At 74.0% G+C, this 26,163-nt stretch carries 24 protein-coding genes; 19 read left to right on the top strand and 5 right to left on the bottom strand.

Features of this window, described 5'->3' with window-relative positions; all coding sequences use genetic code 11:
- Positions 1-56 precede the first annotated feature (56 nt).
- On the top strand, positions 57-1,484 hold the full coding sequence (gene argH / locus ACZ6ZT_RS16420; RefSeq protein ID WP_469719843.1) for an argininosuccinate lyase: 1,428 nt from the start codon (positions 57-59) through the stop codon (positions 1,482-1,484).
- 54 nt (positions 1,485-1,538) lie between these two features.
- On the opposite strand, the gene ACZ6ZT_RS16415 is transcribed toward argH, so the two are convergent.
- The gene (locus ACZ6ZT_RS16415; protein ID WP_469719842.1) at positions 1,539-2,060 is read right to left on the bottom strand and encodes an HAD domain-containing protein; all 522 of its coding nucleotides are present in this window, start codon (positions 2,058-2,060) and stop codon (positions 1,539-1,541) included.
- Between the two features lie 89 nt (positions 2,061-2,149).
- On the opposite strand from ACZ6ZT_RS16415, the gene ACZ6ZT_RS16410 reads away from it, so the two are divergent.
- The 3 genes from ACZ6ZT_RS16410 to ACZ6ZT_RS16400 all read left to right on the top strand — a co-directional run bounded on the left by ACZ6ZT_RS16410 (position 2,150) and on the right by ACZ6ZT_RS16400 (position 5,787).
- Positions 2,150-2,701, top strand: coding sequence for a TetR/AcrR family transcriptional regulator (locus tag ACZ6ZT_RS16410; protein ID WP_469719841.1), 552 nt, complete (start codon positions 2,150-2,152; stop codon positions 2,699-2,701).
- Positions 2,698-4,242 carry an MFS transporter gene (locus ACZ6ZT_RS16405; protein ID WP_469719840.1) on the top strand — a complete coding sequence of 515 codons (1,545 nt, stop codon included), beginning with the start codon at positions 2,698-2,700 and terminating at the stop codon, positions 4,240-4,242. The genes ACZ6ZT_RS16410 and ACZ6ZT_RS16405 overlap by 4 nt, the downstream gene beginning before the upstream one ends.
- Before the next feature lie 69 nt (positions 4,243-4,311).
- The gene (locus ACZ6ZT_RS16400; protein ID WP_469719839.1) at positions 4,312-5,787 is read left to right on the top strand and encodes a membrane-associated oxidoreductase; all 1,476 of its coding nucleotides are present in this window, start codon (positions 4,312-4,314) and stop codon (positions 5,785-5,787) included.
- Positions 5,788-5,807: 20 nt separating this feature from the next.
- Here the strand turns inward: ACZ6ZT_RS16400 and ACZ6ZT_RS16395 are convergent, their stop codons facing one another.
- Positions 5,808-6,437 (bottom strand): lysophospholipid acyltransferase family protein, encoded by a 630-nt coding sequence (locus tag ACZ6ZT_RS16395; RefSeq protein ID WP_469719838.1) that lies wholly within the window; start codon positions 6,435-6,437, stop codon positions 5,808-5,810.
- 300 nt (positions 6,438-6,737) lie between these two features.
- On the opposite strand from ACZ6ZT_RS16395, the gene ACZ6ZT_RS16390 reads away from it, so the two are divergent.
- From ACZ6ZT_RS16390 to ACZ6ZT_RS16380, 3 genes are all read left to right on the top strand, one after another.
- Positions 6,738-7,913: a glycerophosphodiester phosphodiesterase gene (locus ACZ6ZT_RS16390; RefSeq protein ID WP_469719837.1), complete on the top strand. Its 1,176-nt coding sequence runs from the start codon at positions 6,738-6,740 to the stop codon at positions 7,911-7,913.
- A gap of 74 nt (positions 7,914-7,987) precedes the next feature.
- A complete protein-coding gene (locus ACZ6ZT_RS16385; protein WP_469719836.1) occupies positions 7,988-8,539 on the top strand; it encodes a sigma-70 family RNA polymerase sigma factor in 552 nt (183 codons plus the stop codon).
- A gap of 17 nt (positions 8,540-8,556) precedes the next feature.
- Positions 8,557-9,063, top strand: coding sequence for a GNAT family N-acetyltransferase (locus ACZ6ZT_RS16380; RefSeq protein ID WP_469719909.1), 507 nt, complete (start codon positions 8,557-8,559; stop codon positions 9,061-9,063).
- A gap of 64 nt (positions 9,064-9,127) precedes the next feature.
- On the opposite strand, the gene ACZ6ZT_RS16375 is transcribed toward ACZ6ZT_RS16380, so the two are convergent.
- Positions 9,128-9,565 carry a hypothetical protein gene (locus ACZ6ZT_RS16375; protein ID WP_469719835.1) on the bottom strand — a complete coding sequence of 146 codons (438 nt, stop codon included), beginning with the start codon at positions 9,563-9,565 and terminating at the stop codon, positions 9,128-9,130.
- The gene (locus ACZ6ZT_RS16370; protein WP_469719834.1) at positions 9,558-9,926 is read right to left on the bottom strand and encodes a hypothetical protein; all 369 of its coding nucleotides are present in this window, start codon (positions 9,924-9,926) and stop codon (positions 9,558-9,560) included. Before ACZ6ZT_RS16370 ends, ACZ6ZT_RS16375 begins: the two co-directional genes overlap by 8 nt.
- Before the next feature lie 68 nt (positions 9,927-9,994).
- Between ACZ6ZT_RS16370 and ACZ6ZT_RS16365 the strand changes: the two genes are divergently transcribed.
- The 9 genes from ACZ6ZT_RS16365 (at position 9,995) to ACZ6ZT_RS16325 (ending at position 22,222) form a co-directional block, all read left to right on the top strand.
- Positions 9,995-10,642 carry an HAD-IA family hydrolase gene (locus ACZ6ZT_RS16365; RefSeq protein WP_469719833.1) on the top strand — a complete coding sequence of 216 codons (648 nt, stop codon included), beginning with the start codon at positions 9,995-9,997 and terminating at the stop codon, positions 10,640-10,642.
- 389 nt (positions 10,643-11,031) lie between these two features.
- Positions 11,032-12,096, top strand: a complete 1,065-nt coding sequence (locus ACZ6ZT_RS16360) for a methionine ABC transporter ATP-binding protein (RefSeq protein WP_469719832.1) — start codon at positions 11,032-11,034, stop codon at positions 12,094-12,096.
- Complete coding sequence (locus ACZ6ZT_RS16355) at positions 12,093-12,761, top strand: methionine ABC transporter permease (protein WP_469719831.1); 669 nt, start codon at positions 12,093-12,095, stop codon at positions 12,759-12,761. The genes ACZ6ZT_RS16360 and ACZ6ZT_RS16355 overlap by 4 nt, the downstream gene beginning before the upstream one ends.
- Positions 12,762-12,849: 88 nt before the next feature.
- A complete protein-coding gene (locus tag ACZ6ZT_RS16350) occupies positions 12,850-13,716 on the top strand; it encodes a MetQ/NlpA family ABC transporter substrate-binding protein (RefSeq protein WP_469719830.1) in 867 nt (288 codons plus the stop codon).
- 227 nt (positions 13,717-13,943) lie between these two features.
- On the top strand, positions 13,944-14,684 hold the full coding sequence (locus ACZ6ZT_RS16345) for a GNAT family N-acetyltransferase (protein ID WP_469719829.1): 741 nt from the start codon (positions 13,944-13,946) through the stop codon (positions 14,682-14,684).
- A 70-nt stretch (positions 14,685-14,754) separates the two neighbouring features.
- Entirely contained in the window at positions 14,755-15,975 is a 1,221-nt protein-coding gene (gene cbiE, locus ACZ6ZT_RS16340; protein ID WP_469719828.1) for a precorrin-6y C5,15-methyltransferase (decarboxylating) subunit CbiE, read from the top strand.
- Positions 15,976-16,229: 254 nt separating this feature from the next.
- Positions 16,230-19,484: a nicotinate-nucleotide--dimethylbenzimidazole phosphoribosyltransferase gene (gene cobT, locus ACZ6ZT_RS16335; RefSeq protein WP_469719827.1), complete on the top strand. Its 3,255-nt coding sequence runs from the start codon at positions 16,230-16,232 to the stop codon at positions 19,482-19,484.
- Positions 19,485-20,101: 617 nt separating this feature from the next.
- Positions 20,102-21,367 carry a uroporphyrinogen-III C-methyltransferase gene (gene cobA / locus ACZ6ZT_RS16330; RefSeq protein WP_469719826.1) on the top strand — a complete coding sequence of 422 codons (1,266 nt, stop codon included), beginning with the start codon at positions 20,102-20,104 and terminating at the stop codon, positions 21,365-21,367.
- A 42-nt stretch (positions 21,368-21,409) separates the two neighbouring features.
- Complete coding sequence (locus ACZ6ZT_RS16325; protein WP_469719825.1) at positions 21,410-22,222, top strand: TrmH family RNA methyltransferase; 813 nt, start codon at positions 21,410-21,412, stop codon at positions 22,220-22,222.
- A 36-nt stretch (positions 22,223-22,258) separates the two neighbouring features.
- Here the strand turns inward: ACZ6ZT_RS16325 and ACZ6ZT_RS16320 are convergent, their stop codons facing one another.
- On the bottom strand, positions 22,259-23,452 hold the full coding sequence (locus tag ACZ6ZT_RS16320) for a serine/threonine-protein kinase (protein WP_469719824.1): 1,194 nt from the start codon (positions 23,450-23,452) through the stop codon (positions 22,259-22,261).
- A gap of 545 nt (positions 23,453-23,997) precedes the next feature.
- Here ACZ6ZT_RS16320 and ACZ6ZT_RS16315 point away from each other — a divergent pair.
- From ACZ6ZT_RS16315 to ACZ6ZT_RS16305, 3 genes are all read left to right on the top strand, one after another.
- Positions 23,998-24,183: a hypothetical protein gene (locus ACZ6ZT_RS16315; protein ID WP_469719823.1), complete on the top strand. Its 186-nt coding sequence runs from the start codon at positions 23,998-24,000 to the stop codon at positions 24,181-24,183.
- A 506-nt stretch (positions 24,184-24,689) separates the two neighbouring features.
- The gene (locus ACZ6ZT_RS16310; protein ID WP_469719822.1) at positions 24,690-25,646 is read left to right on the top strand and encodes a phosphotransferase family protein; all 957 of its coding nucleotides are present in this window, start codon (positions 24,690-24,692) and stop codon (positions 25,644-25,646) included.
- A gap of 75 nt (positions 25,647-25,721) precedes the next feature.
- Positions 25,722-26,024 (top strand): TFIIB-type zinc ribbon-containing protein, encoded by a 303-nt coding sequence (locus tag ACZ6ZT_RS16305; RefSeq protein ID WP_469719821.1) that lies wholly within the window; start codon positions 25,722-25,724, stop codon positions 26,022-26,024.
- Positions 26,025-26,163 lie beyond the last annotated feature (139 nt).

Genomic DNA, 26,163 nt, shown 5'->3' with positions numbered 1-26,163 from the left:
GTTCCCTCCGCGACGGGGAGGCCGTCGTACATCCACCCTCATGAGGAGCAGTAGCTGTGAGCAGCAACAACGGTGACGTCCGGCTCTGGGGCGGCCGGTTCGCCGACGGGCCTTCGGAAGCCCTCGCGAAGCTGTCCGCGTCGGTCCACTTCGACTGGCGCCTCGCGCCGTACGACATCGCCGGCTCGCGCGCCCACGCCCGCGCGCTGGCCACGGCGGGCCTGCTCACGGCCGAGGAACTCGACCGCATGACCGACGGCCTGGACCGGCTGGAGGCCGACGTGGCCGACGGCTCGTTCACCGGCACCCTCGCCGACGAGGACGTGCACACCGCCCTGGAGCGGGGCCTGCTGGAGCGGCTCGGCCCCGACCTCGGCGGCAAGCTGCGGGCCGGCCGGTCCCGCAACGACCAGGTGGCCACCCTCTTCCGGATGTACCTGCGCGACCACGCCCGGATCATCGGCGCCCTGATCGCCGACCTCCAGGACGCGCTGGTCGGCCTCGCCGAGGCGCACCCGGACGTCGCGATGCCGGGCCGCACCCACCTCCAGCACGCGCAGCCGGTGCTCTTCGCCCACCACGTACTGGCCCACGTGCAGTCCCTGTCCCGGGACGCCGAGCGGCTGCGTCAGTGGGACACCCGGACCGCCGTCTCCCCGTACGGTTCGGGCGCCCTGGCCGGCTCCTCGCTGGGCCTGGACCCCGAGCAGGTCGCCGCCGACCTCGGCTTCGAGCGGGGTTCGGCCGGCAACTCGATCGACGGCACGGCCTCCCGCGACTTCGTCGCCGAGTTCGCCTTCGTCACCGCGATGATCGGGATCAACCTGTCCCGGATCGCGGAGGAGATCATCCTCTGGAACACGAAGGAGTTCTCCTTCGTCACCCTGCACGACGCCTTCTCCACCGGCTCGTCGATCATGCCGCAGAAGAAGAACCCCGACATCGCGGAGCTGGCGCGCGGCAAGTCGGGCCGCCTCATCGGCAACCTGACGGGCCTGCTCGCCACCCTCAAGGCGCTGCCGCTCGCCTACAACCGGGACCTCCAGGAGGACAAGGAGCCGGTCTTCGACTCCTGCGACACCCTGGAGGTGCTGCTGCCCGCCTTCACCGGGATGATGGCCACGCTCACGGTCCACCGGGAGCGGCTGGAGGAGCTGGCTCCGGCGGGCTTCTCCCTGGCCACCGACATCGCGGAGTGGCTGGTCAAGCAGGGCGTGCCGTTCCGGGTGGCGCACGAGGTGGCCGGCGAGTGCGTCAAGGTCTGCGAGGCCGAGGGCATCGAGCTCGACCAGCTGACGGACGAGCAGTTCGCGAAGATCTCCGAGCACCTGACCCCCGAGGTGCGCACCGTCCTCAACGTCAAGGGCGCCCTGGCCTCCCGTAACGGCCGGGGCGGCACGGCCCCGTCGGCGGTGGCGGTCCAGCTCACCGAGCTGAAGGCCGACCTGGTCATCCAGCACGCCTGGGCGGCCCACAAGCGCTAGCCGTACGCGCCCGCCCGGGGCGGTACGGGGCCGCACCCGGCCCCGTACCGCCCCTCACGGCTTTCCGGGCGCGGCCCAGTCGGCCAGCCGCTCGAAGTCCGCCGCCGTCAGGCCGATCCGCTCGTCGACGCGCAGCAGCAGCGCGTGCGCCGGATGCCGCTGGTCCACGTACTCGTGGTCCGCGGCCGTGATGTCGTCGTCGATCCAGGCGAACTCCCGGCCCGCCGCGTACTCCAGGACGTACTGCGTCTTCCAGAAGGTCCCCCGCGGCGCCCGGCCGTGCATCCGCGGCCAGTCGATGAAGGGGAGCCGGGGGAGTCCGAGGACCGGGCCGATCCAGTCGTTGGCCTCGTCCTTCCAGGTGGTGGCCCAGACCAGCTCGTACGTGTCCGCCAGCGCGCGCAGCGCTGCTCCGTGGGCGGGATTCAGCCAGACCCGCAGGGGCTTGTCGTTCCCGGCGACCGTCCAGCCGCGCGGCCGCATCCGGTGGGTGGTGTACCCCTCGGGGCGGCGCTCGGGCTTGGCGGCGTAGGGGTTCAGCGGGCCGTCGACGTCGATCAGCAGCAGGGGTCTCATCGGGACAGAATTCCTTCCCGGCTGCCCGCGAGCAGCCGATTTAACGATCGAATGAGACAGTGGTGTTTCATTCGGGGTACGCTTGTCTCATGGCTATGGATCGTGACCAGGTGCTCCGCGACGCGGCGGCCCTGCTCTCCCGCAAATCGACCGCCACGATGGACGAGGTCGCCCGCGCCGCCGGAATCGGCCGGGCCACCCTGCACCGGCACTTCGCCGGGCGCGACGCCCTCGTACGGGCCCTGGAGGACCTCGGGATCCGCGCGTTCGAGGTGGCCTTCGACCAGGCCCGGCTCGACGAGGGCACGGCCGTCGAGGCGCTCCGGCGGCTCGTGGCCGAGGTGGAGCCCAACGCCCAGCTGCTGGCCTTCCTCGTCACCGAGAACCAGCTCTTCGAGGGCGACCAGGTCAACGAGGGCTGGGCCCGCCTCGACGCCCGCGTCGGCGCGCTCTTCCGGCGCGGCCAGCAGGAGGGCGACATCCGCATCGACCTGAGCCCCGCCTGGCTCACCGAGGCCCTCTACGGCCTCGTCGGCACCTGCGCCTGGGCCGTGATGGACGGCCGGGTCGCCGCCAAGGACTTCCAGTACATGATCACCGAGTTGCTGCTCGGTGGCGCACGACGGAGTGTGGAGCAATGAGCCGTACAGAACAGCTGAACCGGCGGGCGGGAGCGGAGGGGAAGAGCGGGGGGCGCTGGCTCGCCCTGTCCGTGCTCGTCCTCGCCGTGCTGCTGGTCGCGGTCGACGCCACCGTACTCGGTCTCGCCACCCCGGCCCTCAGCGAGGACCTCAAGCCGTCCGGCACGCAGCTGCTGTGGATCGGCGACATCTACTCCTTCGTCATCGCCGGCCTGCTCGTCTCCATGGGCTCCCTCGGCGACCGCATCGGCCGCAAGAAGCTGCTGCTCCTCGGCGCCACCGCCTTCGGCGCGGTGTCCGTCCTCAACGCCTACGCCTCCAGCCCCGAGATGATGATCGTGGCCCGGGCGCTGCTCGGCGTGGCCGGCGCGACCCTGATGCCGTCCACCCTCGCCCTGATCCGCAACATCTTCCACGACCCCCGCGAGCGCAGCCTCGCCATCGGCATCTGGGGCGCCACCGCCTCCGCCGGCGCGGCCGTCGGACCGGTGGTCGGCGGAGCTCTGCTCCAGCACTTCTGGTGGGGCTCGGTCTTCCTCATCAACCTGCCCGTGATGGCCGCCCTCGTCCTCGTCGGGATCAAGCTGCTGCCCGAGTCCAAGAACCCGGTCGCCGGGCCCTGGGACCTGGTCAGCGTCGCGCTCTCCCTCATCGGCGTCATCGGCGTGGTCTACGCCGTCAAGGAAGTCGCCACCCATGGCCTGACCTGGGGCGTCTGGGCCGCCGCCGTCATCGGCGGAGCCTGCCTGTACGCCTTCGTCCGGCGCCAGTTCAGCCTGCCGTCCCCGCTGCTCGACATGCGGCTCTTCAAGCACCGCGGCTTCTCCGGAGCGGTCCTCGCCGACCTGCTGACCGTCTTCGGCCTCTCCGGGCTGGTCTTCTTCCTGTCCCAGTTCCTCCAGCTGGTCCAGGGCCGCGACCCCCTGGAAGCCGGCCTGGCCGAACTGCCCGCAGCCATCGGTGCCGTCGTCACCGGCCTGCTCGCGGGCCGCTACGCCCGCCGGTACTCCGTACGCGGCATCGTGTCCGGCGGTCTCGGCGCCATCGGGGTGGCCCTGGCCGCCCTCACGGTGATCCACAAGGAGACCGGCTACCCGCTGCTCGGCGCGGCCCTGCTCGTCGTCGGACTCGGCGCGGGCTTCTCCTTCACCGTCACCGCCGACGTGATCCTCTCCAGCGTCCCCAAGGAGCAGGCCGGTTCGGCCTCGGCCGTCTCCGAGACCGCGTACGAACTCGGCGCCGCCCTCGGCATCGCCCTGCTCGGTTCCATCGTCACCGGCGTCTACCAGTCCTTCACCGCCCCGGCCTCGGTCCCCGCGCCGGTCGCCGACGCGGCGCACGAGTCGCTCGGCGGCGCCGTCGAAGCCGCCAGGGCGCTGGACCCGCAGACCGGCGGGCAGATGGTCGCCGCCGCCCAGGACGCCTTCGTGGACGGCCTGCGGGTCGCCTCCGGCGTCGGCGCGGCCGTCCTGCTGGCCACCGCCGCGGCCGCCTGGTTCCTGCTGCGCGGCCAGGCGCTCCAGGACGGCGTCGAGCACTGACGCACCGCCAGCGGGGCATGTCATGAACGCGGTTGACACCACCTCGCCGGCCGGGACACCATCCCGGCGATGGAGATCACCGATCTGACCCCGGCCGAACGCCGCGTCTGGGACGCCTTCCCGCGCGGCGACGGCGTCGACTTCCGCGCGCAGCCCGACGACAGCTCCGTGGACGGGGCCGGCTGGGGCCCGGAGCGCACCGTGCGGGCCGAGGTGCTCCGGGCCCTCCTGCTGGGCGCGCGCCCCGCCGAGGAGGGCCGGGTGGCGGGCCTGAAGGTCAAGGGCGCGAAGATCGTCGGCAAGCTGGACCTGCGCTACGCCAGCGTCGACCATGCCATCCGGCTGCGCGACTGCTGGTTCGAACGCAAACCCCTGCTGTACGGGGCCCAGCTCAAGGCCCTCGTCCTCGGCTACTCCACCCTCCCCGGCCTCACCGCCGCCACGGTCCGCGTCGAGGTGGTGCTGCGGCTCTCCTGCTGCCGCGTCACCGGCCCCGTACGGCTCCAGGGCGCGAAGATAAACGGCGGCCTCTTCCTCCAGGGCGCGGTGATCGGCCCGGTGACCGGCGAGGAGACGGACGAACCCCCGCTCCAGCTCAACCACGTCGAGGTCACCACCGACGTCATCGCCAACGACCTCACCGTGCACGGCCAGCTCCGCCTCAAGGGCGCCACCGTCGGCGGTCAGATCGTCCTGGACCGCGCCCGCCTGCTCGCCCCCGGCGGGATCGCGCTCCAGGCCGAGACGCTGACCGTCGGCACCGACCTGCGGGGCCACCGGATGGAGGCCCACGGGACGGTCAACCTCACCGGCTCCCGGATACCGGGCCAGCTGAACTTCGCGTACGCCGCCCTCGTCAACCCCGGCGGCGTCGCCCTGCGCGCCTCCAGCTGCGCCATCGGCGAGGTGTGGCTGCGCAACTGCCCGCCCGTCCAGGGCCTGGTCAACCTGCGCCGCTCCCAGTTCGACCTGCTGCACGTGCCGAGCGGGGCCTGGCCCGAGCGGATCAGCATCGACGGCCTGACCTACCGCGCCCTCGCCCCGCACCTGCCCGCCGCGGAGCGGCTGCCCGCGCTGGAGCGCGAGGAGTCGGGCTACCTCCCGTACGCCTACGAGCAGCTCGCCGCGGCCTACCGGACGGCCGGCGACGAGGCGGCCGCGCGGACCGTGCAGCTGGCCAAGCTCCGGCGCCACCGAGCCACCCTGCCCCGGGCGGCCCGGCTGTGGGGGCTCCTCCAGGACGCCACCGTGGGGTACGGCTTCCGGCCCCTGCGCGCGGCGGGCTGGCTGGCGGCGCTGCTGCTGATCGGCTCGATCGCGTACACGGCGCACGCCCCGCGCCCGCTGAAGGCGGGGGAGGCGCCGGACTTCAACGCCGTCTTCTACACGATCGACCTGATGCTGCCGGTCATCGGCTTCGGCCAGGAGTCCGCCTACGCGCCGGCCGGCTGGTACCAGTGGCTGTCGTACCTGCTGATCGTGACCGGCTGGATCCTCGCCACGACGACCCTGGCGGGCGTCAGCCGGTCACTGCAACGGCAGTAGGGCTCGGGCGGTCTCCGGGCTCAGGCGGCCTTCGCCTTGGTGGCGTACATGTCCACGTACTCCTGCCCCGACAGCCGCATGACCTCGGCCATCACCGAGTCGGTGACGGCGCGCAGCACGTAGCGGTCGCGGTCCATGCCCTCGTAGCGGGAGAACTCCATCGGCTCGCCGAAGCGGACGGTGACCTTGCCCGGGCGCGGCATGCCCGCGCCGCCCGGCTGGAGCTTGTCGGTGCCGATCATCGCGAAGGGGACCACGGGGGCGCCGGTCATCAGGGTGAGGCGGGCGATGCCGGTGCGGCCGCGGTAGAGGCGGCCGTCGGGGGAGCGGGTGCCTTCGGGGTAGATGCCGAAGATCTTGCCCTCCTCCAGGATCCGGCGGCCCGTCATCAGCGCCGCCACGCCGCCGTTCGCGCCGTCCCGGTCCACCGGGATCATGCCGGCGCCGGTGAAGAACCACGCCATCAGCCGGCCCTTGAGGCCCTTGCCCGTGACGTACTCGTCCTTGCCGATGAAGTGCACCGTCCGGTGGCAGACCAGCGGGAGGATCATCGAGTCGATGAAGGTGAGGTGATTGCCCGCCAGGATCACCGGACCGGTGCCCGGAATGTTCTCGATGCCCTCCACCCTGGTGCGGATGATCAGGCGCATGACCGGTCCCACAGTGGCTTTGATGAGCGCGGTACGGAACAACGTGAGCCCTCCGGCATCGAAATGCGGTTTTCACACCACGCGGCGGTAGTGCAGGTGAGGACGATACTCGCGGGTCACCGCTGATCGCACATCGGGTTCGCGTGTCGACACACAGTGTTGACGCACGTTTCCGCCATGTTCCCGCCACGCCCATCCTCCCGCCATCCCCCCTTGCCTACCATCGGCACGCCGATTGCGGGCCGCGCGACCCGGAGATCCCGGGCCCCCGGGCCCGTCACCGAACGAGGAGAGGCACTCATGACACAGGGCGGGGCAGCGGGAGCGGCACGGCGTACGGTCCTGGGGGCGGCGGTCCTCGCGGCCGGAACCGGGATCACCGCACTGGGGGCGGCCCCCGCCTCCGCCGCCGAGGCGCGGACGGGCCAGGACGAGGGCGGCTACCGGGACCTCCCCGTGCCGACGGTCATCGGCCACCGGGGCTCCAGCGGCTACCGGCCCGAGCACACCCTCGGCTCCTACCAGCTCGCCCTCGACCTCGGCGCGGACGTCATCGAGCAGGACCTCGTCCCCACCAAGGACGGCCATCTGGTGTGCCGTCACGAGAACGAGATCGGCGGCACCACCGACGTCGCCGACCACCCGGCGTTCGCCGCCCGGCGCACGACCAAGACCGTCGACGGGGTCTCCGTCACCGGCTGGTTCACCGAGGACTTCACGCTCGCCGAGCTGAAGACCCTGCGGGCCAAGGAGCGCATCCCCGCCGTCCGCCAGCGCAACACGCTCTACGACGGCCGCTGGGGCATCCCCACCTTCGAAGAGGTGCTGCGCTGGGCCGGCCGCGAGGGCCGCCGGCGTGACAAGCGCGTCTGGCTGCACGTGGAGACCAAGCACCCCACCTACTTCCGGGGACTGGGCCTCGGCCTGGAGGAACCCCTCGCCGCCCTGCTGCGCCGCTACGGGCGCGACGGCCGCGACGCCGCCGTCTTCCTGCAGTCCTTCGAGCCCTCCAGCATCCAGCGGCTCTCCCGCCTGGTGTCGGCCCCGCGCGTGGTGCTGCTCGGCGCGGCGAACACCCGGCCCTGGGACTTCGAGGCCGCCAAGGACCCCCGTACCGTCGCGGACCTGGTCAAGCCCGAGGGCCTCAAGTGGATCGCCGGCTTCGCCCAGGGCATCGGCCCGACCCTGGACCTGATCGTGCCCCGCACCGCCGACGGCCGGCTCGACCGGCCGACCGCCCTGGTCAAGGACGCCCACGCGCGCGGCCTGGTGCTGCACCCCTACACCGCGCGCAACGAGAACACCTTCCTGCCGGCCGAGTACCGCAAGGGCGCCGACCCCAACGCCTACGGGGACGCCTTCGGCGCCTTCCAGCGGTACTTCGAACTGGGCGTCGACGGCATCTTCACCGACAACCCGGACACCGGACTCCTCGCCGCCGAGGCCTTCCGCCCGGGCCGGGGCGGCACCCGCTAGCCCGCCCGACCCCGTACGGATGTGCGTGGCCCGGCGGGGAAACCGCCGGGCCGCTCCCGTACGTCCCGCCCGGCATGGACCTGCTGAAGGAACCCGATCTGCTCCAGGAGCTGGGCCCGCTGCTCTCCGCCGAGGCGGCCGCGGAGGCCCCGGCCGCCGGGGTGGAGGCCGCCGACCTGGAACAAGCCGTCTGGGTAAGGCTGCTGGAGCACGGCCCGTGCGCCCCCGACCCGACCGGCCGCGCCCGCTGGCTGCGCCGGGCGGTGCGCGCCGAAGCCCGGCTCGCCCGCCGCAGGACCCGCCGGGAGGTGCCGTACGCGGCCGCCCCCACGCCCGCCGCCGCGGCCGGGGAGCCGGAGGACGCCCTGCTGCACGGGGAGACGAACCGGGCCCTCCGATCGGCGGTCGCCCGATTGCCCGGACGCTGCCCGCAGCTGATGGGCGCACTTCTTTCGCCGAGAGACCTCACTTACCGTGAAATCGCAGGAGAGTTGGGTATCTCACAAGGAAGTTTGGGACCCGTGCGTTCCCGTTGCCTGGGATGTCTGCGCAGAATGCTGGCTGCAGAGGTTGAGGCTCCCGGCCCGCGGGGAAGGGAGCCTGAGAACCGGAGAGCCACCAGGTGAGCGGGAGGCATGCGCACATGGGCATGAGCGTGATCATTTCGGCGGCGACCGCCGATGACGCCGAGCAGATCTTCAAGCTGCAGTACCTGGCGTTCCAGCGCGAGGCCGAGCTGTACGGCAATTACCTGATCCAGCCGCTCACCCAGTCCCTGGACTCCCTCAAGGCGGAGCTCGCGTCGGACACCGTGCTGGTGGCCCGGCTGGGCGACGAGGTGGTCGGCACGGTGCGCGGCAGCGTCGGCGAGGACGGCACGGCCAGCATCGCGAAGCTGTGCGTGCATCCGCGCCTGCAGGGCCACGGCCTCGGCGCCCGGCTGCTGCGCGCGGTCGAGGGGGCCCTCGCGGGCCACGCCGGCACGACCCGCTTCCGCCTCCACACGGGCGTCAAGAGCGAGTCGAACCTGCGTCTGTACCGCAAGGCCGGTTACGCCCAGGTCGGCAACCGCACCGCCTCCGACGGCGTGCACCTGGTGATCCTGGAGAAGGAGGCGGCGAAGCCGTCCGACTTCGCCGTCAGCGCGTAGTCGTAGTCGTAGTCCGTCCGGTCCGCCGCGCTGAGTCCCCGCCCCGGGGGCTCAGCGCCGGGGTTCAGCGCCGGCGGCGCAGCCAGAGCATGCCCGTCACCGGCAGGATCACCGGGATGAACAGGTAGCCCATCCCGAAGTCCGACCACACGGTGGCGTCGGGGAAGGAGTCCGGCCGCACCAGCGTCCAGGTCCCCACGGCCAGCACCCCCGCCAGCTCCGCCGCGCAGCACACCAGCGCCGCCCGGCGGGCCCGCTCCCCGCCGCGCACCAGCGAGTACGTGATGAAGGCGTAGACCAGGGCCGCCGCGCCGGACAGCGCGTACGCCAGCGGGGCCCGGTCGAACTCGGTGGAGATCTGGTACGCCGAGCGCGACACGGCTCCGACCACCATCACCCCGTACAGCCACACCAGCAGCAGCCCCGGCCCGGAGACCAGGCGCTTCCGCCCGGCGCCGCCGGATCCCGTACCGGTCCCGGTCTCGGTCGTCGTGTCAGGCACCGGTGGTTCCCCAGATGTCGTAGAGCCGTACTTCGAGGACGGCGAGGACGACCGCGCCCGCGGCCACCGTCACCGAACCCCACTTGGTCCGTTCGCTGAGCGAGAGCATCCCGGCCGCCGGAACCGCCGCGAAGGCGCCGATCAGGTAGGCCACGAAGAGCACGGTGCCCTGCTGCGGCTTCTCTCCCCGGGCCAGCTGCACCAGGCCGACCGCCAGCTGGGCCAGGACCAGTACGGTCACCACGGCCATGCCGATGAAGTGCCAGTCCTTGGTCGGCTGGTCCCGCCATGCGGCGTGGCCGCACCAGGCGGCGAGGGCGAGGGCGGCCGCGCCGATGGCGGCCGTCAGGGCGTCGAGCATGCAGCGAGGGTATTACGGGCCGAAAGACCCGATGCGCTCACCCCTCGTCCCGGGCTTTCCTGGAGGGCATGAAGCTGCGCGCCGAAGCCCTGCTGTTCGACAACGACGGAACGCTCGTCTCCTCGATGGAATCCGTACGCCGCTGCTGGACCCGCTGGGCCCGGGAGTACGGGATATCCGACGAGGACTTCGCCCGGGTGGAGCTGCACGGCCGCCCCGCCGCCGAGATCATCGCCGAGCTGCTGCCCGCCGGGTGGCGCGAGGACGCCCTGGCCCGCATCGAGGCGCTGGAGGTGGAGGACGTGCCGGGCGGAGTCGTCCTGCTCCCCGGGGTCAAGGAGCTGCTGAACGCGCTCCCGGCCGGCCGCTGGGCCGTGGTCACCTCGGCCACCCGCCCGCTGGCCGAGGCCCGGCTGCGGGAGGCCGGCATCGACTGCCCCGAACTGGTGGCCGCCGACGACATCACCCGCGGCAAGCCCGACCCGGAGCCCTTCCTGCTCGCCGCCCGGCGCCTGGGCGTCGACCCGGCCCGCTGCGTGGTCTTCGAGGACGCCCCCGCGGGCCTGGCCGCCGGCCGCGCCGCCGGGATGACGACCGTGGCCTTGACCACAACCCACCGGGACGCCGAGCTCGACGCGGACGTGGTCGTCGGGGACCTCTCGGCCGTGTCCGCACGGGCCGACGCCGCCGGAGTGACGCTGGAGACGGCCGGCTGACGAGGCCCCGGATGTCCGTATGGCGGCCGGAATCCGTCCGCTATGCGGACACCATGGATCGGTGAGTCACCACGTCTGGTTTACTGGGGCGCATGACCACGACGAGCAGCCGCACCCTTGCGACCGAGGCGACGATGACGCCCGGTGCTCGTTGTATGTGTCGAATGCGCGCCTTCTGAGGGCCCCCCACCCGCGGTCTCGCGCCCCGAAGCGAGACAGGCCGAGCCGCTCCGCCGCAGCCGTCACCCGCTGACCGCCGTACGGACCGCTCCCGCCCCGCGCACGCGTCGACACCATCCTCTTTCCGACGGTATCGCCGTATCGCGTCCCAGATGTTTGCCCCGTGCACGGCACCCGCACGCCGTGCACTCGACAGCGACGGAATTCCTGTGATCACCACATCGGGCCTCACGAAGGTCTACCAGTCCCGTGGCCGCGAGGTCACCGCCCTGGACGGCGTCGACCTGCACGTCCGCGAGGGCGAGGTCTACGGAGTCATCGGCCAGAGCGGCGCCGGCAAGTCCTCCCTGATCCGCTGCGTGAACCTGCTGGAGCGCCCCACCACCGGCACGGTCACCGTCGACGGCACCGACCTCACCGCGCTGGCCGGCCGCGGCCGGCGCGCCGGCCGGGAACTGCGCGAGGCCCGCAGCCGCATCGGCATGGTCTTCCAGCACTTCAACCTGCTGTCGTCGCGCACCGTCCAGGCCAACGTCGAGCTGCCCCTGGAGATCCTCGGCGTCTCCGGCCGCGAGCGCTCCCGCAAGGCCCTGGAGCTCCTCGACCTCGTCGGCCTCGCCGACAAGGCCAAGGCCTACCCCACCCAGCTCTCCGGCGGCCAGAAGCAGCGCGTCGGCATCGCCCGCGCCCTGGCCGGCGACCCCAAGGTGCTCCTGTCCGACGAGGCCACCAGCGCCCTCGACCCCGAGACCACCCGCTCGATCCTCCAGCTGCTGCGCGACCTCAACCAGCAGCTCGGCCTCACCGTCCTGCTCATCACCCACGAGATGGACGTCGTCAAGGCCGTCTGCGACTCCGCCGCGCTGATGAAGGGGGGCAAGGTCGTCGAGTCCGGCACCGTCGCCGAGCTGCTCGCCACCCCGGGCTCCGAGCTCGCCTCCGAACTCTTCCCGGTCAGCGGCGCCGCCACCGGCCCCGACCGGACCGTCGTGGACGTCACCTTCCACGGCGAGGCCGCCGGCCGGCCGGTCATCTCGCAGCTGTCGCGCACGTACAACATCGACATCTCGATCCTGGGCGCCGCGATGGACACCGTCGCCGGCCGCCAGATCGGCCGGATGCGCATCGAACTGCCCGGCCGCTACGAGGAGAACGTCGTGCCCGTCGGCTTCCTGCGCGAGCAGGGCCTCCAGGTGGACGTCGTCGAGGAAGCGGACGCCGCCGGGGCGATCGAGAACGAACTGGCCGCGCTGGTCGAGGATGGTGTGAAGTGACCTGGTCCGAGATGCAGCCCCTGCTCACCCAGGGCACGTACGACACCCTCTACATGGTGCTGTGGTCCACCCTGGTCACCGTCCTCGGCGGACTGCCCCTCGGCATCCTCCTGGTCCTGACCGACAAGGGCGGCCTGCTCCAGAACCGGCCGGTCAACAAGGTCATCGGCGTGATCGTGAACGTCGGCCGCTCGCTGCCGTTCATCATCCTGCTGATCTTCCTGATCCCGGTCACCACGGCCGTCGTGGGCACCTTCATCGGCCCCACCGCCATGATCGTCCCGCTCGCGATCGGCGCGATCCCCTTCTTCGCCCGGCTCGTCGAGACGGCCGTGCGCGAGGTCGACCACGGCCTCGTCGAGGCCGTCGAGTCCATGGGCGGCGGCATCCCGACCCTCGTCGGCAGGGTCCTGCTCCCGCAGGCCCTGCCTTCCCTGGTCGCCGCCGTCACCACCACCGTGATCACCCTGGTCGGCTACTCCGCCATGGCCGGCGCGGTCGGCGGCGAGGGACTCGGATCCAAGGCCATCACGTATGGCTTCCAGCGCTTCGAGACCGGCTTCATGGTCGCCACCGTCGTCGTGCTGATCGCCCTCGTCACGGTGATCCAGCTCATCGGTGACGGCGTGGTACGCGTCCTGGCCCGCCGCGGCCGGACCGCCTGAACCTCCCCCACAAAGAGCCCGCACTTGTCGTGCTTGGGCCACCACCAGCGGGTCCCACCGGACCCGTACCGCAAGAAAGGCACTCTTCGTGCGTAAGAACATCAAGCTCACCGCCTTCGCCGCCGCCTCCGCCGCGCTCGCCCTCGGCCTCACCGCCTGCGGCAGCTCCTCGGACCCCTCGTCGGCGACCTCGGACGGCGGCAAGGCCGACGAGAGCAAGCCGCTGGTCATCGCGGCCTCCCCGACCCCGCACGCCGACATCCTGAAGTTCGTCAAGGACAACCTCGCCGCCAAGGCCGGCCTCAAGCTGGAGGTGAAGGAGTTCACGGACTACGTCCTGCCCAACACCGCCACCCAGCAGGGCCAGGTCGACGGCAACTACTTCCAGCACAAGCCGTACCTCGACGACTTCAACAAGAAGAACAAGACCACCATCGTGCCCGTGGTGAACGTGCACCTGGAGCCCCTCGGCCTCTACTCCAAGAAGGTCAAGGCCCTCACGGACCTGAAGCCCGGCCAGACCGTCGCCGTGCCCAACGACACCACCAACGAGGGCCGCGCGCTCCAGCTGCTCGCCGCGAACAAGCTGATCACCCTCAAGGACGGCGTCGGCACCAACGCCAAGCTCTCCGACATCACCGACAAGAAGGGCCTGGAGTTCAAGGAGCTGGAGGCCGCCACGGTCCCGCGCGCCCTGAACGACGTCGACGCCGCCGTCATCAACGGCAACTACGCCATCGAGGCCAGTCTCTCCCCGGCCAAGGACGCCCTCATCCTGGAGAAGGCCGAGGGCAACCCCTACGCCAACTTCCTCGCGGTCAAGGACGGAAACCAGAACGACCCGCGCGTCCAGAAGCTCGCCAAGCTGCTGAACTCCGACGAGGTCAAGAAGTTCATCGAGGACAAGTACCAGGGCTCGGTCACCCCGGCCTTCGGCGCCCCGGCCGCCTCCTGACCTCCCCCCCCGCGACCCTCCCGGCGGCCCGCCCCCGACGCGAACCGCCTGGTGGACACCGGAATCCCGGCCCCGCGCAGCCTTCCGGCCGCGCGGGGCCGCGAGTCTGCCGGAGCCTGCCCGCTCCCGGGCAGCCCGGCCCTGCACATCACCCGGCCGATGCTGCATGCTGTGGCCTACGACCCGCACGAACGGTCCCGCACCACGGTCGCCCCACGGTCTCAGGCATGGAGCTGCGCATGACTACCACCTTCCCGGACGTCACCATCAGCACGGACCGGCTGGTGCTGCGCGCCTTCGAGGAAGACGACGTCACCGCGCTCGCCGAGATGATGAACGACGAACAGGTCACCGCCTGGACCTCCGTCCCGCACCCCTACACCCACACCGACGCCCACGCCTGGGTCACCCGCCAGTCCCACGCCGAACGCACCGGCGGCGCCGGCATCGTCCTCGCCGTCACCGAATTCCTCACCCATCGCCTCGTCGGCACCGTCCACCTCCGGAACACCGACTGGCACACCCGCACCACCGAGGTCCGCTACGTCACCGCCCCCTGGGCCCGCGGCGAGGGTTACGCCAGCGAATCCGTCCTCGCCGTCGCCCAATGGCTCTTCCACGACCAGGGCTTCGAGCGTCTCGAACTGCGCACCGCCGCCGACAACACCGCCTCCCAGCAGGTCGCGCAGAAGATCGGCTGCATCAGCGAAGGCGTCCTGCGCAACGCCTGGATAGTGCGCACCCAGGCGGCCGACGGAAGCTGGACCGACACCCGTACCGACCTCATCGTCTGGAGCCTGGTCCCCGAGGACCTCGACGACGCCGGCGACGACCACGGCTACGACGGATACAACGGCTACAACGGCGGCTACGACAGCGGCCCCGGCTACCCCGGCCACGCCCCCGGATACGCCCCCGCACGGCACGGCGACGCACCGGGCCGCGCCGTCGGCGCCGACTGGAACTGACCCGATGACCAGGTAGTCTCACCGTGCCCGACGACGCTGCGCCCGACCCCACCCCAGGAGACTGACGACGATGGCCGACCGGGTCACGGTGATCGGCTGGGACGGCTCACCCCTGACCGCGGCCGCCCGGTCCGCGCTCTCCGCCGCCACCCTCGTGGCCGGCGCCGCCCACCACCTCGCGCTCCCCGAGATCCCGCCCGGCGCCGAACGCATCCGCCTCGGCAGCCTCGGCCTCGCCGCCCGCCGCATCGCCGGACACCGCGGCACCGCCGTCGTCCTCGCCGACGGCGACCCCGGCTTCTTCGGCGTCGTACGCGTCCTGCGCGCCCCCGAACACGGCCTGGAAGTCGAGGTCGTCCCGGCCGTCTCCGCCGTCGCCGCCGCCTTCGCCCGCGCCGGCATGCCCTGGGACGACGCCCAGGTCGTCGTCGCCCACCCGCGCACCCTGCGCCGCGCCGTGAACGTCTGCCGGGCCCACAGCAAGGTCGCCGTCCTCACCTCGCCCGGCGCCGGCCCCGCCGAACTCGCCCTGCTGCTCGACGGAGTCCACCGCACCTTCGTCATCTGCGAGGAACTGGGCACCGACCGCGAACGCGTCACCGTCCTCACCTCCGACAAGGCCGCCGACCACACCTGGCGCGACCCCAACGTGGTCATCGTCATCGGCGGCGCCGGCCAGGTCGCCGCCACCGCCGAACCGGCCTGGCTGCTCGGCCAGGGCCCCCAGCCCCCCGCCGCACGCGGCTGGGCCCGGCCGGGGCCGCCCGGCGCCGGACAGCCCCCGGGGGAGGGGCAGTCCGCCCAGCTGCGCGCCGCCCAGCTCGCCCGCCTCGGCCCCCGTAGCGGCGACCTCGTCTGGGACATCGGATCCGGCTCCGGAGCGCTCGCCGTGGACGCCGCCGCCTTCGGCGCCGCCGTCATCGCGGTCGACGCCGACCCGGACGCGTGCGCCCACGTCACGGCCGCCGCCCGCGAACGCGGCGTCCAGCTCCAGGTCGTGCACGGCCGGGCCCCGCACGTCCTGGAGAACCTCCCCGAGCCCGACGTCGTACGCGTCGGCGGGGGCGGCGCCGAAGTCGTCGCCGCGGTCGCCGACCGGCGTCCCGAACGGATCGTCAGCCACGCCTCCACGCGCGACGAGGCCGAGGCCATCGGACGCGCCCTGAGCGAGCACGGATACGCCGTCGAGTGCGCCCTGCTCCAGTCCGTCGGCCTCGACACCCGGACCTGGGCCGAACAGGAGCGTTCCGTGGTGTTCCTGCTGGCAGCCGAACGCCCGCCGAGCCGCTGACCCCCGGCCCGGGGTAGGCTGGCCGATCGTCGTACCGGCCGCGGGACGCGCGACGTGGCGCAGTCCACAGCGGACCGTACCGATTTCTGGCCGCCCCGGCGGCCGACGAGCGCGACAATGCTCAGGAGTTGTCGGGCGGGCGCACGTGAGGCGTCGTCCTGCACGGCGACCCCGCCGCACGGCACACGCCGTACGGCGGGCCCTGTGGGCGAGCGGGCGATCGAAGAGGCAACACCGATGGGCGAGGGGTACGCATGACTGACACCGGCCAGGTCCCGGGCGAGGGTCACCCGGACAACGCGGGCATGGTGGATCAGCAGCAGGGCATCCCCGCTCCGGTTCCGCCCCTGCCGCCGCTGCCCGCGCAGCCCCCGGCGGGCTACGCCTTCCAGGACCTCATGGACGACTCCGCCGAGGCGGAGGACGAGGAACTGCTGCTGATGCCGAGCGCCCAGGGCTCCTGGAGCGACCCGCAGGTGGTCCCGCCGGTGCCGGCCTTCCCGTCCGAGCCGGTCTACCAGGAGTACCCGCAGCCCCCCGCGGCCGGCTACCCCCAGCCCGGCCACCCCGGCTTCCCGGAGCCGGGCTACGCCGAGGGCGGCTACCCCGCGCCCCCGCAGCCCGGTTTCCCCGACCCCTCCGCCCCGTACGCGGGCGCCGGTCACCCCGAGGCCTACGCCGACCCCGCGGCCTACAGCGCGGGGGCGCACGAGACCGGCGGCCGCGACAGCGGCGCCCTCGACCTCGGCGGCCTCGTGGTCCCGCCCGCCGCCGCGCAGGCCCCGGTCGCGGCTCCCGTCGTCGCGCCGCGCCGCCCGCTGCACATGGGTCCGGCCGTGCCCGAGGCCACCGGAGTCGTACGTTCCCTCGCGGACCGGGGGCCCGCCGCGGCCCCCGCCGCCGCCCCGCCGGTTCCGGTCCCGGCCGCCGCTCCCGTGGCGCCCGTCGCCGCCCCGGCGCCCGAGCCGGTGCCCGGGGCGGTGTCCGTAGCGACCGCCGAGCCCTTGGCGGAGCCCGAGCCCGCGCCGGAGTTGGCGGCGGAGCCGGAGCCGGAGCCCGCGCCTGTGGCGCAGCCGGCGGCCGAGCCCGCCGTCGTGGCCGCCGCCGTGCCCGCCGATCCCGGGATGCCGGTGGCGCAGACGCCGGTCCCCGCCGGCCACGCGGGCCCGCCGACCACCGGCCCCGAGTACCTGGACTTCCCGCAGGCCGATGCCCCGGTGGCGCAGTCCGCCGAGATCCCGCCGCAGCCGGGCACGCCGTGGGCGGCCGAGCCGGTGACCCCGGAGGCCGCCCTCCAGGCCCCCGAGCCCGGTCCCGAGGCACCGGAGCCCGCCGAGGCGGCGCAGCCGCAGGGTCCGGAGGTTCCCGAAGCCCCCGAGGTGCCCGTGGCCGAAGCCCCGGCCGCGCCCCAGCCCCCCGAGGCCGAGGCGCCCGCCGCGCCCGAGCCGGCCGCGGCGGAGCCGGTGGAGGCGGAGGCCGTGGAGCCCGCGGCCGCCGAGCCCGTCGCGCAGGCTCCGGCCGACCCCGCGGAAGCCGTGGCGCATGCCGCCGCCGATGCGCCCGCGCCCGTCGACGTACCGGCCGAGCCCGAGCCGCAGAACGCCGAGCCGGTCGAGGCGGCGCCCGAGGAAGCCCCTGAGACTCCCGAGAGCCAGGAGGCCCCTGAGGCCGCCGAGGCCCCCGACACCGGCGAGGCCCCGGTGGCGCACGAAGCCCCGGAGGTTGGGGAGGCCCCCGAGGCCCCCGAGGCCCCCGAAGAGCCGGCCGTCCCGGCCGGCGCGCCCGCCCCCGCGTACGACGACGCCGAGCGCGAAGCCGTCCTGCGCGTCATGCGCGAGCGCCGCGACATCCGCAAGGGCTTCCGTACGGACCCCATCCCGCACGAGGTGCTGCTCCGCGTCCTGGAGGCCGCCCACACCGCCCCCAGCGTCGGCCACTCGCAGCCCTGGGACTTCGTCGTCATCCGCTCCGCCGAGACCCGCCGGACGATGCACGAGCTCGCCCAGCGCCAGCGCGAGGCCTACGCCAAGTCGCTGCCCAAGGGCCGGGCGAAGCAGTTCAAGGAACTCAAGATCGAGGCCATCCTCGACACCCCGGTGAACATCGTCGTCACCGCCGACCCCACCCGAGGCGGCCGGCACACCCTCGGCCGGCACACCCAGCCGCAGATGGCCCCGTACTCCTCCGCCCTCGCCGTCGAGAACCTCTGGCTCGCCGCCCGCGCCGAAGGCCTCGGCGTCGGCTGGGTCAGCTTCTTCGACGAGCGCGAGATGGTCCGCGCGCTCGGCCTGCCAGAGCACCTGGAGGTCGTCGCGTACCTGTGCGTCGGCTACGTCGACGAGTTCCCCGAGGAGCCCGAGCTCGCGCAGGCCGGCTGGTCCCAGCGCCGCCCGCTGTCCTGGGTCGTGCACGAGGAGACGTACGGGCGCCGCGCGCTGCCCGGCGAGGAGCCGCACGACCTGCTCTCCGAGACGGTCGCCAGCATCCGCCCGCTCGACGCGAAGGCGCTCGGCGAGGCCTGGGAGCGGCAGAAGCGCATGACCAAGCCCGCCGGGGCCCTGGGCATGCTCGAAATCCTCTCCGCCCAGCTCAGCGGCCTCTCCCGGGTCTGCCCGCCGCCGATCCCGGAGCCCGCCGCCGTCGCGATCTTCGCCGGTGACCACGGGGTGCACGCCCAGGGCGTCACGCCGTGGCCGCAGGAGGTCACCACGCAGATGGTGGCCAACTTCCTCGGCGGTGGCGCGGTCTGCAACGCCTTCGCCAACCAGGTCGGCGCCGAGGTCTGCGTCATCGACGTCGGCGTCGCGGGCGACCTGCCCGCCACCCCGGGCCTGCTCCCGCGCAAGGTGCGCCCCGGCACGGCCGACCTCTCCACCGGCCCGGCGATGACCCGCGAGGAAGCCGTCGCGGCCATCGAGGTCGGCATCGAGACGGCCCGCGACCTGGTCGCCGCGGGCAACAAGGCCCTCCTGACGGGCGAGATGGGCATCGCGAACACCACGGTCTCCGCCGCCCTCATCTCCGTCTTCACCGGCGTGGACCCGGCCGAGGTCACCGGCCGGGGCACCGGCATCAACGACGAGACCCACGCCCGCAAGGTCGAGGTCGTCCGCCGCGCCCTGGAGCTGCACCAGCCCGACCCGCTGGATCCGGTCGGTGTCCTTGCGGCCATCGGCGGCCTGGAGCACGCGGCGATCGTGGGCCTCCTCCTCGGCGGCGCGTCGCTCCGTACGCCGGTCATCCTGGACGGCGTGAGCGCCGGCGCGGCGGCCCTGGTGGCCCGCGCCATCGCCCCCGAGGCCCTGTCGGCCTGCATCGCCGGCCACCGCAGCGCGGAGCCGGGCCACGTGGCCGCCCTGAACAAGCTGGGCCTGCGCCCCCTGGTCGACCTGGACCTCCGCCTCGGCGAAGGCACCGGCGCCCTGCTGGCCCTCCCGCTGGTACAGAGCGCGGCCCGCGCCATGCACGAGGTGGCCACCTTCGACTCGGCCGGAGTCACGGAGAAGTAACCCGGCCCGACCCCCGGCCGCGGCGCGGGCCGGGGCTCCGCAGCGGTCGCCGACCGGGCGGCTCGGGACCCCGTCCGGGGCCGCCCCGACGGTCCCGGACCGGCCTCGGCCGTGGCGCTGTACGGGGCTCCGCAGCCGGGCGCCGACCCGGCGGCTCAGGACCCCGTCCGGGGCTGCCCCGACGGTCCCGGACCCCCGGACCGGCCCCCGGCGGTGGCGCCGTACGGGGCGCCGCAGCGGGGCGTCGGCCAGGAGCCCCCGGAGCCCGACCGGGGCTGCCCCGACGGTCCCGTATCCTCCCGGACCGGCCCCCGGCGATGCCGCCGTACGGGGCTCCGCAGCGGGGCGCCGACCAGGGGCCCCGGAGCCCGTCCCGGGCCGTCCCGCCGACTCCGGACCCTCCCGGTCCGGGGCAGGGGGGCGCCCCTCATCCGGGTGCCGGGCGGTCGGTTTGTCCGCCCCGGCGGAGTCCCGCCAACCCCGCCCCCGCAGGTACCACCAGCGCCGATGGGTCGTATCGTGGTGCCGGACGGGCGCCGCGCACCGCGCGCCCGTCACGCCGCTCCAGCGCAGCAGCGGCCCGCCGACCACCCCGCCGCATCAGGAGCCGCATCGCCATGGCAAACCCGGCACACCCCGCCTACCCCGTAGGGCTCCGCCTGGCCGGGCGCCGCGTCGTCGTCATCGGCGGCGGCCAGGTCGCCCAGCGGCGCCTTCCCGCGCTGATCGCGGCCGGCGCCGACGTCCTGCTGATCTCCCCCTCGGCGACCCCCTCCGTCGACGCCATGGCGGAGACCGGCGAGATCCGCTGGGAGCGCCGCCGCTACCAGGATGGCGACCTCGCCGGGGCCTGGTACGCCCTCATCGCCACCCGCAACCGCGAGGACAACGAGCGGATCTCCGCCGAGGCCGAGCGCGAGCGCGTCTGGTGCGTCCGCGCCGACGACGCCTCCGCCGCCACCGCCTGGACCCCGGCCACCGGCCGCGTCGAGGGCGTCACCGTCGCCGTGCTGACCGGCAACGACCCCCGCCGTTCGGCCGCCGTCCGCGACGCCGTCGTCGAGGGCCTGCGCGACGGCACCCTCACCGCCCCCGCGCACCGCCACAAGGGGGAGCCCGGCGTCTCCCTCGTCGGCGGCGGCCCCGGCGACCCCGACCTGATCACGGTCCGCGGCCGGCGCCTGCTCGCCGAGGCCGACGTCGTCATCGCCGACCGGCTCGGCCCCCGCGACCTCCTGGACGAGCTCCCGCCGCACGTCGAGGTCATCGACGCCGCGAAGATCCCGTACGGCCGGTTCATGGCCCAGGAGGCCATCAACCACGCGCTGATCGAGCACGCCAAGGCCGGCAAGGCCGTGGTCCGCCTCAAGGGCGGCGACCCGTACGTCTTCGGCCGCGGCATGGAGGAGCTCCAGGCCCTCGCCGAAGCCGGTATCCCGTGCACCGTCGTGCCCGGCATCTCCAGCTCCATCTCCGTACCCGGCGCCGCCGGCATCCCCGTCACCCACCGCGGCGTGGCGCACGAGTTCACCGTGGTCAGCGGCCACGTCGGCCCCGACGACCCGCGATCCCTCGTGGACTGGGCCTCCCTCGCCAAGCTCACCGGCACCCTGGTGATCCTCATGGGCGTCGACAAGATCGGCCTGATCGCCGAGGCCCTGGTCCGTCACGGCCGCGCCGCCGACACCCCGGTCGCCGTCGTCCAGGAGGGCACCACCGCCGCCCAGCGCCGGGTGGACGCCACCCTGGCCACGGTCGGCGAGACCGTGCGCGCGCAGGAGGTCCGCCCGCCGGCGGTCATCGTCATCGGCGAGGTCGTCCGCGTCCACACCCCCGGCGCCCCGGACCCCGCCGCCGGCGCCCTCCCCACCGCCGGCGCCTGACAGGCCGTTGGCACCACACCCAGGACAAGGCAGTATCACCCTGTGGCTGATCTCATCACCATCGAAGACCCCGACGACCCGCGCCTCGGCGACTACACCGGCCTCACCGACGTCGAACTCCGGCGCCGCCGCGAGCCCGCCGAGGGCCTCTTCATCGCCGAGGGCGAGAAGGTCATCAGACGCGCCAAGGACGCCGGGTACGAGATGCGCTCGATGCTGCTCTCCGCCAAGTGGGTCGACGTCATGCGCGACGTCATCGACGAGCTCCCCGCCCCGGTCTACGCCGTCAGCCCGGACCTCGCCGAACGCGTCACCGGCTACCACGTGCACCGCGGCGCCCTCGCCTCGATGCAGCGCAAGCCGCTGCCCACGGCCAGTGAACTGCTCGTGTCGGCCCGCCGGGTGGCCGTCATGGAGGCGGTGAACGACCACACCAACATCGGGGCCATCTTCCGCAGCGCCGCCGCCCTCGGCATGGACGCCGTCCTGCTGTCACCCGACTGCGCGGACCCGCTGTACCGCCGCTCGGTGAAGGTCTCCATGGGCGCGGTCTTCTCCGTCCCCTACGCCCGCCTCGACGCCTGGCCCAAGAGCCTCGACTCGGTACGGGAGGCGGGCTTCCGGCTCCTCGCCCTCACCCCGCACGAGAAGGCCACGCCCATCGAGCGGGCCGTCCCCGAGGCCGGGGAGCGGGTCGCGCTGATGCTCGGCGCCGAGGGCGACGGCCTGTCCACCCAGGCCCTGGTCGCCGCCGACGAATGGGTACGCATCCCCATGGCGCACGGCGTCGACTCGCTCAACGTGGGCGCCGCCGCGGCCGTCGCCTTCTACGCGGTGGCCGGCAGCCGCCCCTGACGCCCGGCTCCGGGCCCCCGCCGGGGGCCCGGACGCCTAGAGCTTCTGTGCCAGGGCGATGCCCAGCGCCACCAGCAGCGTCACCACGACGAACACGATCAGCCGCTGCCGCAGCAGCTTCGGGTCCGGCCGCGAGGGCCGGCGTCCCGTCCCGGTCGTACGCGGCCCCGGCCGGCCGCCGGCCCCCGTACGGCCCGCCGTGGAGCCGGGGTTGCGCGGCGACGAGGGCCGCGAGGCCGGACCACCGTGCGGGGCCCGCTCCCGGGGCGCGGGGGTGCCGCCGCCCCCGCCGGTACGCCGCTCCGCGCCGTACTCGGTGTACAGGGCCGTCTGGTCGACGGACCGCCCCACGGGCCGGTCGGCGCGGACCCGCTGGACGGGCGGACGCACCTCGCCGAGCCCCTGCGCCTCCCGGGCGGCGATCTCCTTCAGCCGCATCGACAGCTGGAGCGTGGTCGGCCGCTCCTCGGGGTCCTTGGCCAGGCAGGCCCGCACCAGCGGCGCCAGCGCGTCCGGCACCCCCACCAGATGCGGTTCCTCGTGCACCACCCGGTACAGCATGACCTCGGAACTGCCGTGCCCGAAGGGCGAGTCGGCGGTCGCCGCGTACGCCAGGGTGGCGCCGAGCGCGAAGACGTCGGTCGCCGGGGTGACGGCGGCGCCGCGCACCTGTTCGGGCGCGAGGAAGCCGGGGGAGCCGACGGCGGTGCCCACGTGGGTCAGGGTGCTGGCCCCCGTCGCCCAGGCGATGCCGAAGTCGATGATCCGCGGGCCCTTGGGGGAGAGCAGGATGTTCGAGGGCTTCAGGTCGCGGTGGACCACCCCCGCCTCGTGCACCGCGACGAGCCCCTCGGAGAGCGCGGCCCCGATCGCGGCGATCTGCGCGGCCGTCAGGGGGCCTTCCTCGGCCACCTTGTCGTGCAGGGAGGGCCCGGGCACGTACTGCGTGGCGAACCAGGGGCGCTCGGCGTCCAGATCGGCGGCCACCAGCCGGGCCGTGCACCCGCCGCGGATCCGCCGCGCGGCGGACACCTCGCGGGCGAACCGGGAGCGGAACTCCTGGTCCTCGGCCAGGTCCGGCCGGATCACCTTCAGGGCGACGCGCTGTCCGCGCCGGTCGGAGCCGAGGTAGACCACGCCCATGCCGCCGGCGCCGAGCCGCCGGTGCAGTCTGAACGAGCCGACGACACGCGGATCCTCGCGCCGGAGCCGCATCATCGCCATGTCCACCCCGCTGACCGGTCGTCCTGTTGACCTGGCACAGCTTACGGACCATCCGGCACGAGCGCTCAGAGGCCGCGCCCTCGTCACGGGATTCGATCCTCAGTGCGGGGCACGCCACTTGAGGGTGTGTCGGCCCGACCGGCCGGGCCCGCCCCCCGACCGGCCCGGGTGCCCAAACCACTGCCGGGGCAAGGGGATTGGCGCCGCGACCCGCCCCGGAGGGAGCCGTTCCACGAGCGGGGCGTGGGTCGCGGCCGCGCGAGGGCGTCCACACCGCGTACGAGGACACGCGTGTGCGGGGAGTGACGGAAGTGAGCGAAGTCACTACCCTCCGGTCATCCCCTCCGGGAAGACCCCCAGGACGGGGGAGCGGTCTCCACCCAGGGGAGTACTCCGGATGTCCCCTCCTCATCCTCCCGTAGGCCCGGCAAGGGTACGAGGGCATGAGGCCAGGGGCCTCCCGGCCGCCTAGTGTTGAAGACAAGCGGCGGGTGGCGCACTCGTCCCCCGAGGTCACGAGCCCGCCGCTGCCAAACGACAGGGAGAGGACCATGGCGGACATCGCACGGCAGGGACGCAAGGCCTTCGCGTTCAACGGCCATGAGTCCGGTACGCGCCACCCGCTGGTGGCGGCGGCGATGGTCCTCCCCCTGGCCGCCCTCCTGCTCTTCCTCTTCGGAGGCTTCGACCAGGTGGTGGCACAGGCGTCGTCCGTGAGCGTGATGCTGGGGCGCTGAGCGGCGCCCCAGGTCCGGGAGAGCGGCCCGGGCCGGGACATTCGCCACGTCGCACCCCGTGGGGACGGGGGAGCGACGACGGACGGCAGGTGAAGGGTGCTGCCCGTACGACTGGGGAGTCGGACGGGCAGCACCCTTTCTTTCATTGCCCCGCCGCCCGCCGTAGCCTCGTCCCGGACGAACGGGAGACCCATGGCGCACGAACACCCCGGCCACACCCCTTCACCCCGGCGCACCCAGACGCCCGCGCCCGCGCCGGGCTCTCTGCCCGTGCCGGCGCCGCCGTCGGCCCCCGCGCCGGTCACGCCGCCCGCCGCCGTACCCGCGCCCACCCCGGGAGCGCCGTCCGCGCCGCGCCCACCGTTCGCGCACGCGGTCGCGCCGGTAGCGCCGTCCGCGCCGGTAGCGCCGTTCGGGCCCGCCCCGGGATCGCGGTCCGCCCCCGTGTCCGCCCCGGAATCGCCGTACGGTGCCGCCCCCGCGCCCCCGCCCGCGCCGGAACCGCCATGCACGCCCCTGGCCGCCGCGTGAGCGCGCTGCCGGTGCCCGCGCCCCTGCCCGCCGCCCTCGCCGCCTGGGCGCGTGGTGGCCCCGGGCAGCCGTACGACATCCTCGCCGACCGGCCCGACGGCACCGTCGTCCGCTGCGGGGACGCCGTCGCCAAGGCGCACGCCCCCGGCGGCGACCCGGAGGACCTCGCGGCCCGCATCCGCGTCGCCGGGTCCGGCGCCCTCGCGGGGGTGCTGCTGCCCCCGCTGCGCACCGGGACCGTCCACGGCCGCCCCGTCTCCCTCTGGCCGTACGGGAGCCCCGTGGACCCCGGCCGCCCCGAGGACGCCCCCTGGGAGGAGGCCGCCCGGCTGCTCGCGGCCCTGCACCGCACCCCGCCGGACGTCCTCCCCGGGCCGGTCCCGCCCATGCGCGGCCCCGCCAAGGTGGCCCTGGCCCTGCGCCGGCTGGCGCGGGCCCCGCAGGCCGGCCGGGACGACGGCCGGGCCGTCCGCGCCGCTGCCGGCACCCTCCCGGCCTGGGCCCGCGGCGAGGCCGCCCCGCCGCCCGGGGCGGCGGCGCTCTGCCACGGCGACCTCCACCTCGGCCAGCTCGTACGCCATCCCGCCCCGGACGGGCCCTGGCGGCTCATCGACGTGGACGACCTCGGACTCGGCGCCCCGGCCTGGGACCTGGCCCGCCCGGCCGCCTGGTACGCGGCCGGCGTCCTCGCCCCCGACGCCTGGGCGCGCTTCCTCGACGCCTACCGCGGCGCGGGCGGCCCGGCCGCGGGCCCGCCCGGCACCGACCCCTGGCCGGAACTCGACCTGGCCGCCCGGGCGCTGACCGTGCAGACGGCGGCCCTCGCCGTCGCCAAGGCGGCCCCCGTCCACCGTCCGCTGGACGAGGCGGAGCGGCTGATGCTGGATTCCTGTGTCCGAATGGCTACGTTCCGGGCCGAGTTGGAGCCCTAGCTCCGTCGTAAGGTGAGCGGAAGGCGCCGGGCGCGGGCCCGGCGCCGCAGCAGAGGGCAAGGAGTTGAACCGGTCATGCAGTGTCCGAAGTGTCACGCGATGATGCACACCTACCACCGCAACGGCGTCCAGATCGAGCAGTGCAGCGGCTGCCGCGGCATCTTCCTCGACTACGGCGAGCTGGAGGCGTTGACCCGGCTGGAATCCCAGTACACCGCGCAGCAGTACGGCCAGGTCCCGCCGCCCGCCGCCCCGCCGGCCCCGTACCCGGTCCAGCACGCGGCCCCGGCCTGGGGCGCTCCGCAGCACGGCGGCCACCACGGCCACGGTCACGGCCACCACAAGGGCGGTTTCGGCCGCATGCTCTTCTCGTCCTGAGAGCCGGGACCGGTCGGCCCGGTCAGCCCGGACACGCGAAAGCCCCGGCCGTCGAAACGGCCGGGGCTTCCCGGTCTGGTGCGCGATACTGGGATTGAACCAGTGACCTCTTCCGTGTCAGGGAAGCGCTCTCCCGCTG

It is taken from the genome of Streptomyces sp. NPDC102258 (assembly GCF_055584685.1).
This window is presented reverse-complemented; position numbering and strand designations above follow the sequence as displayed.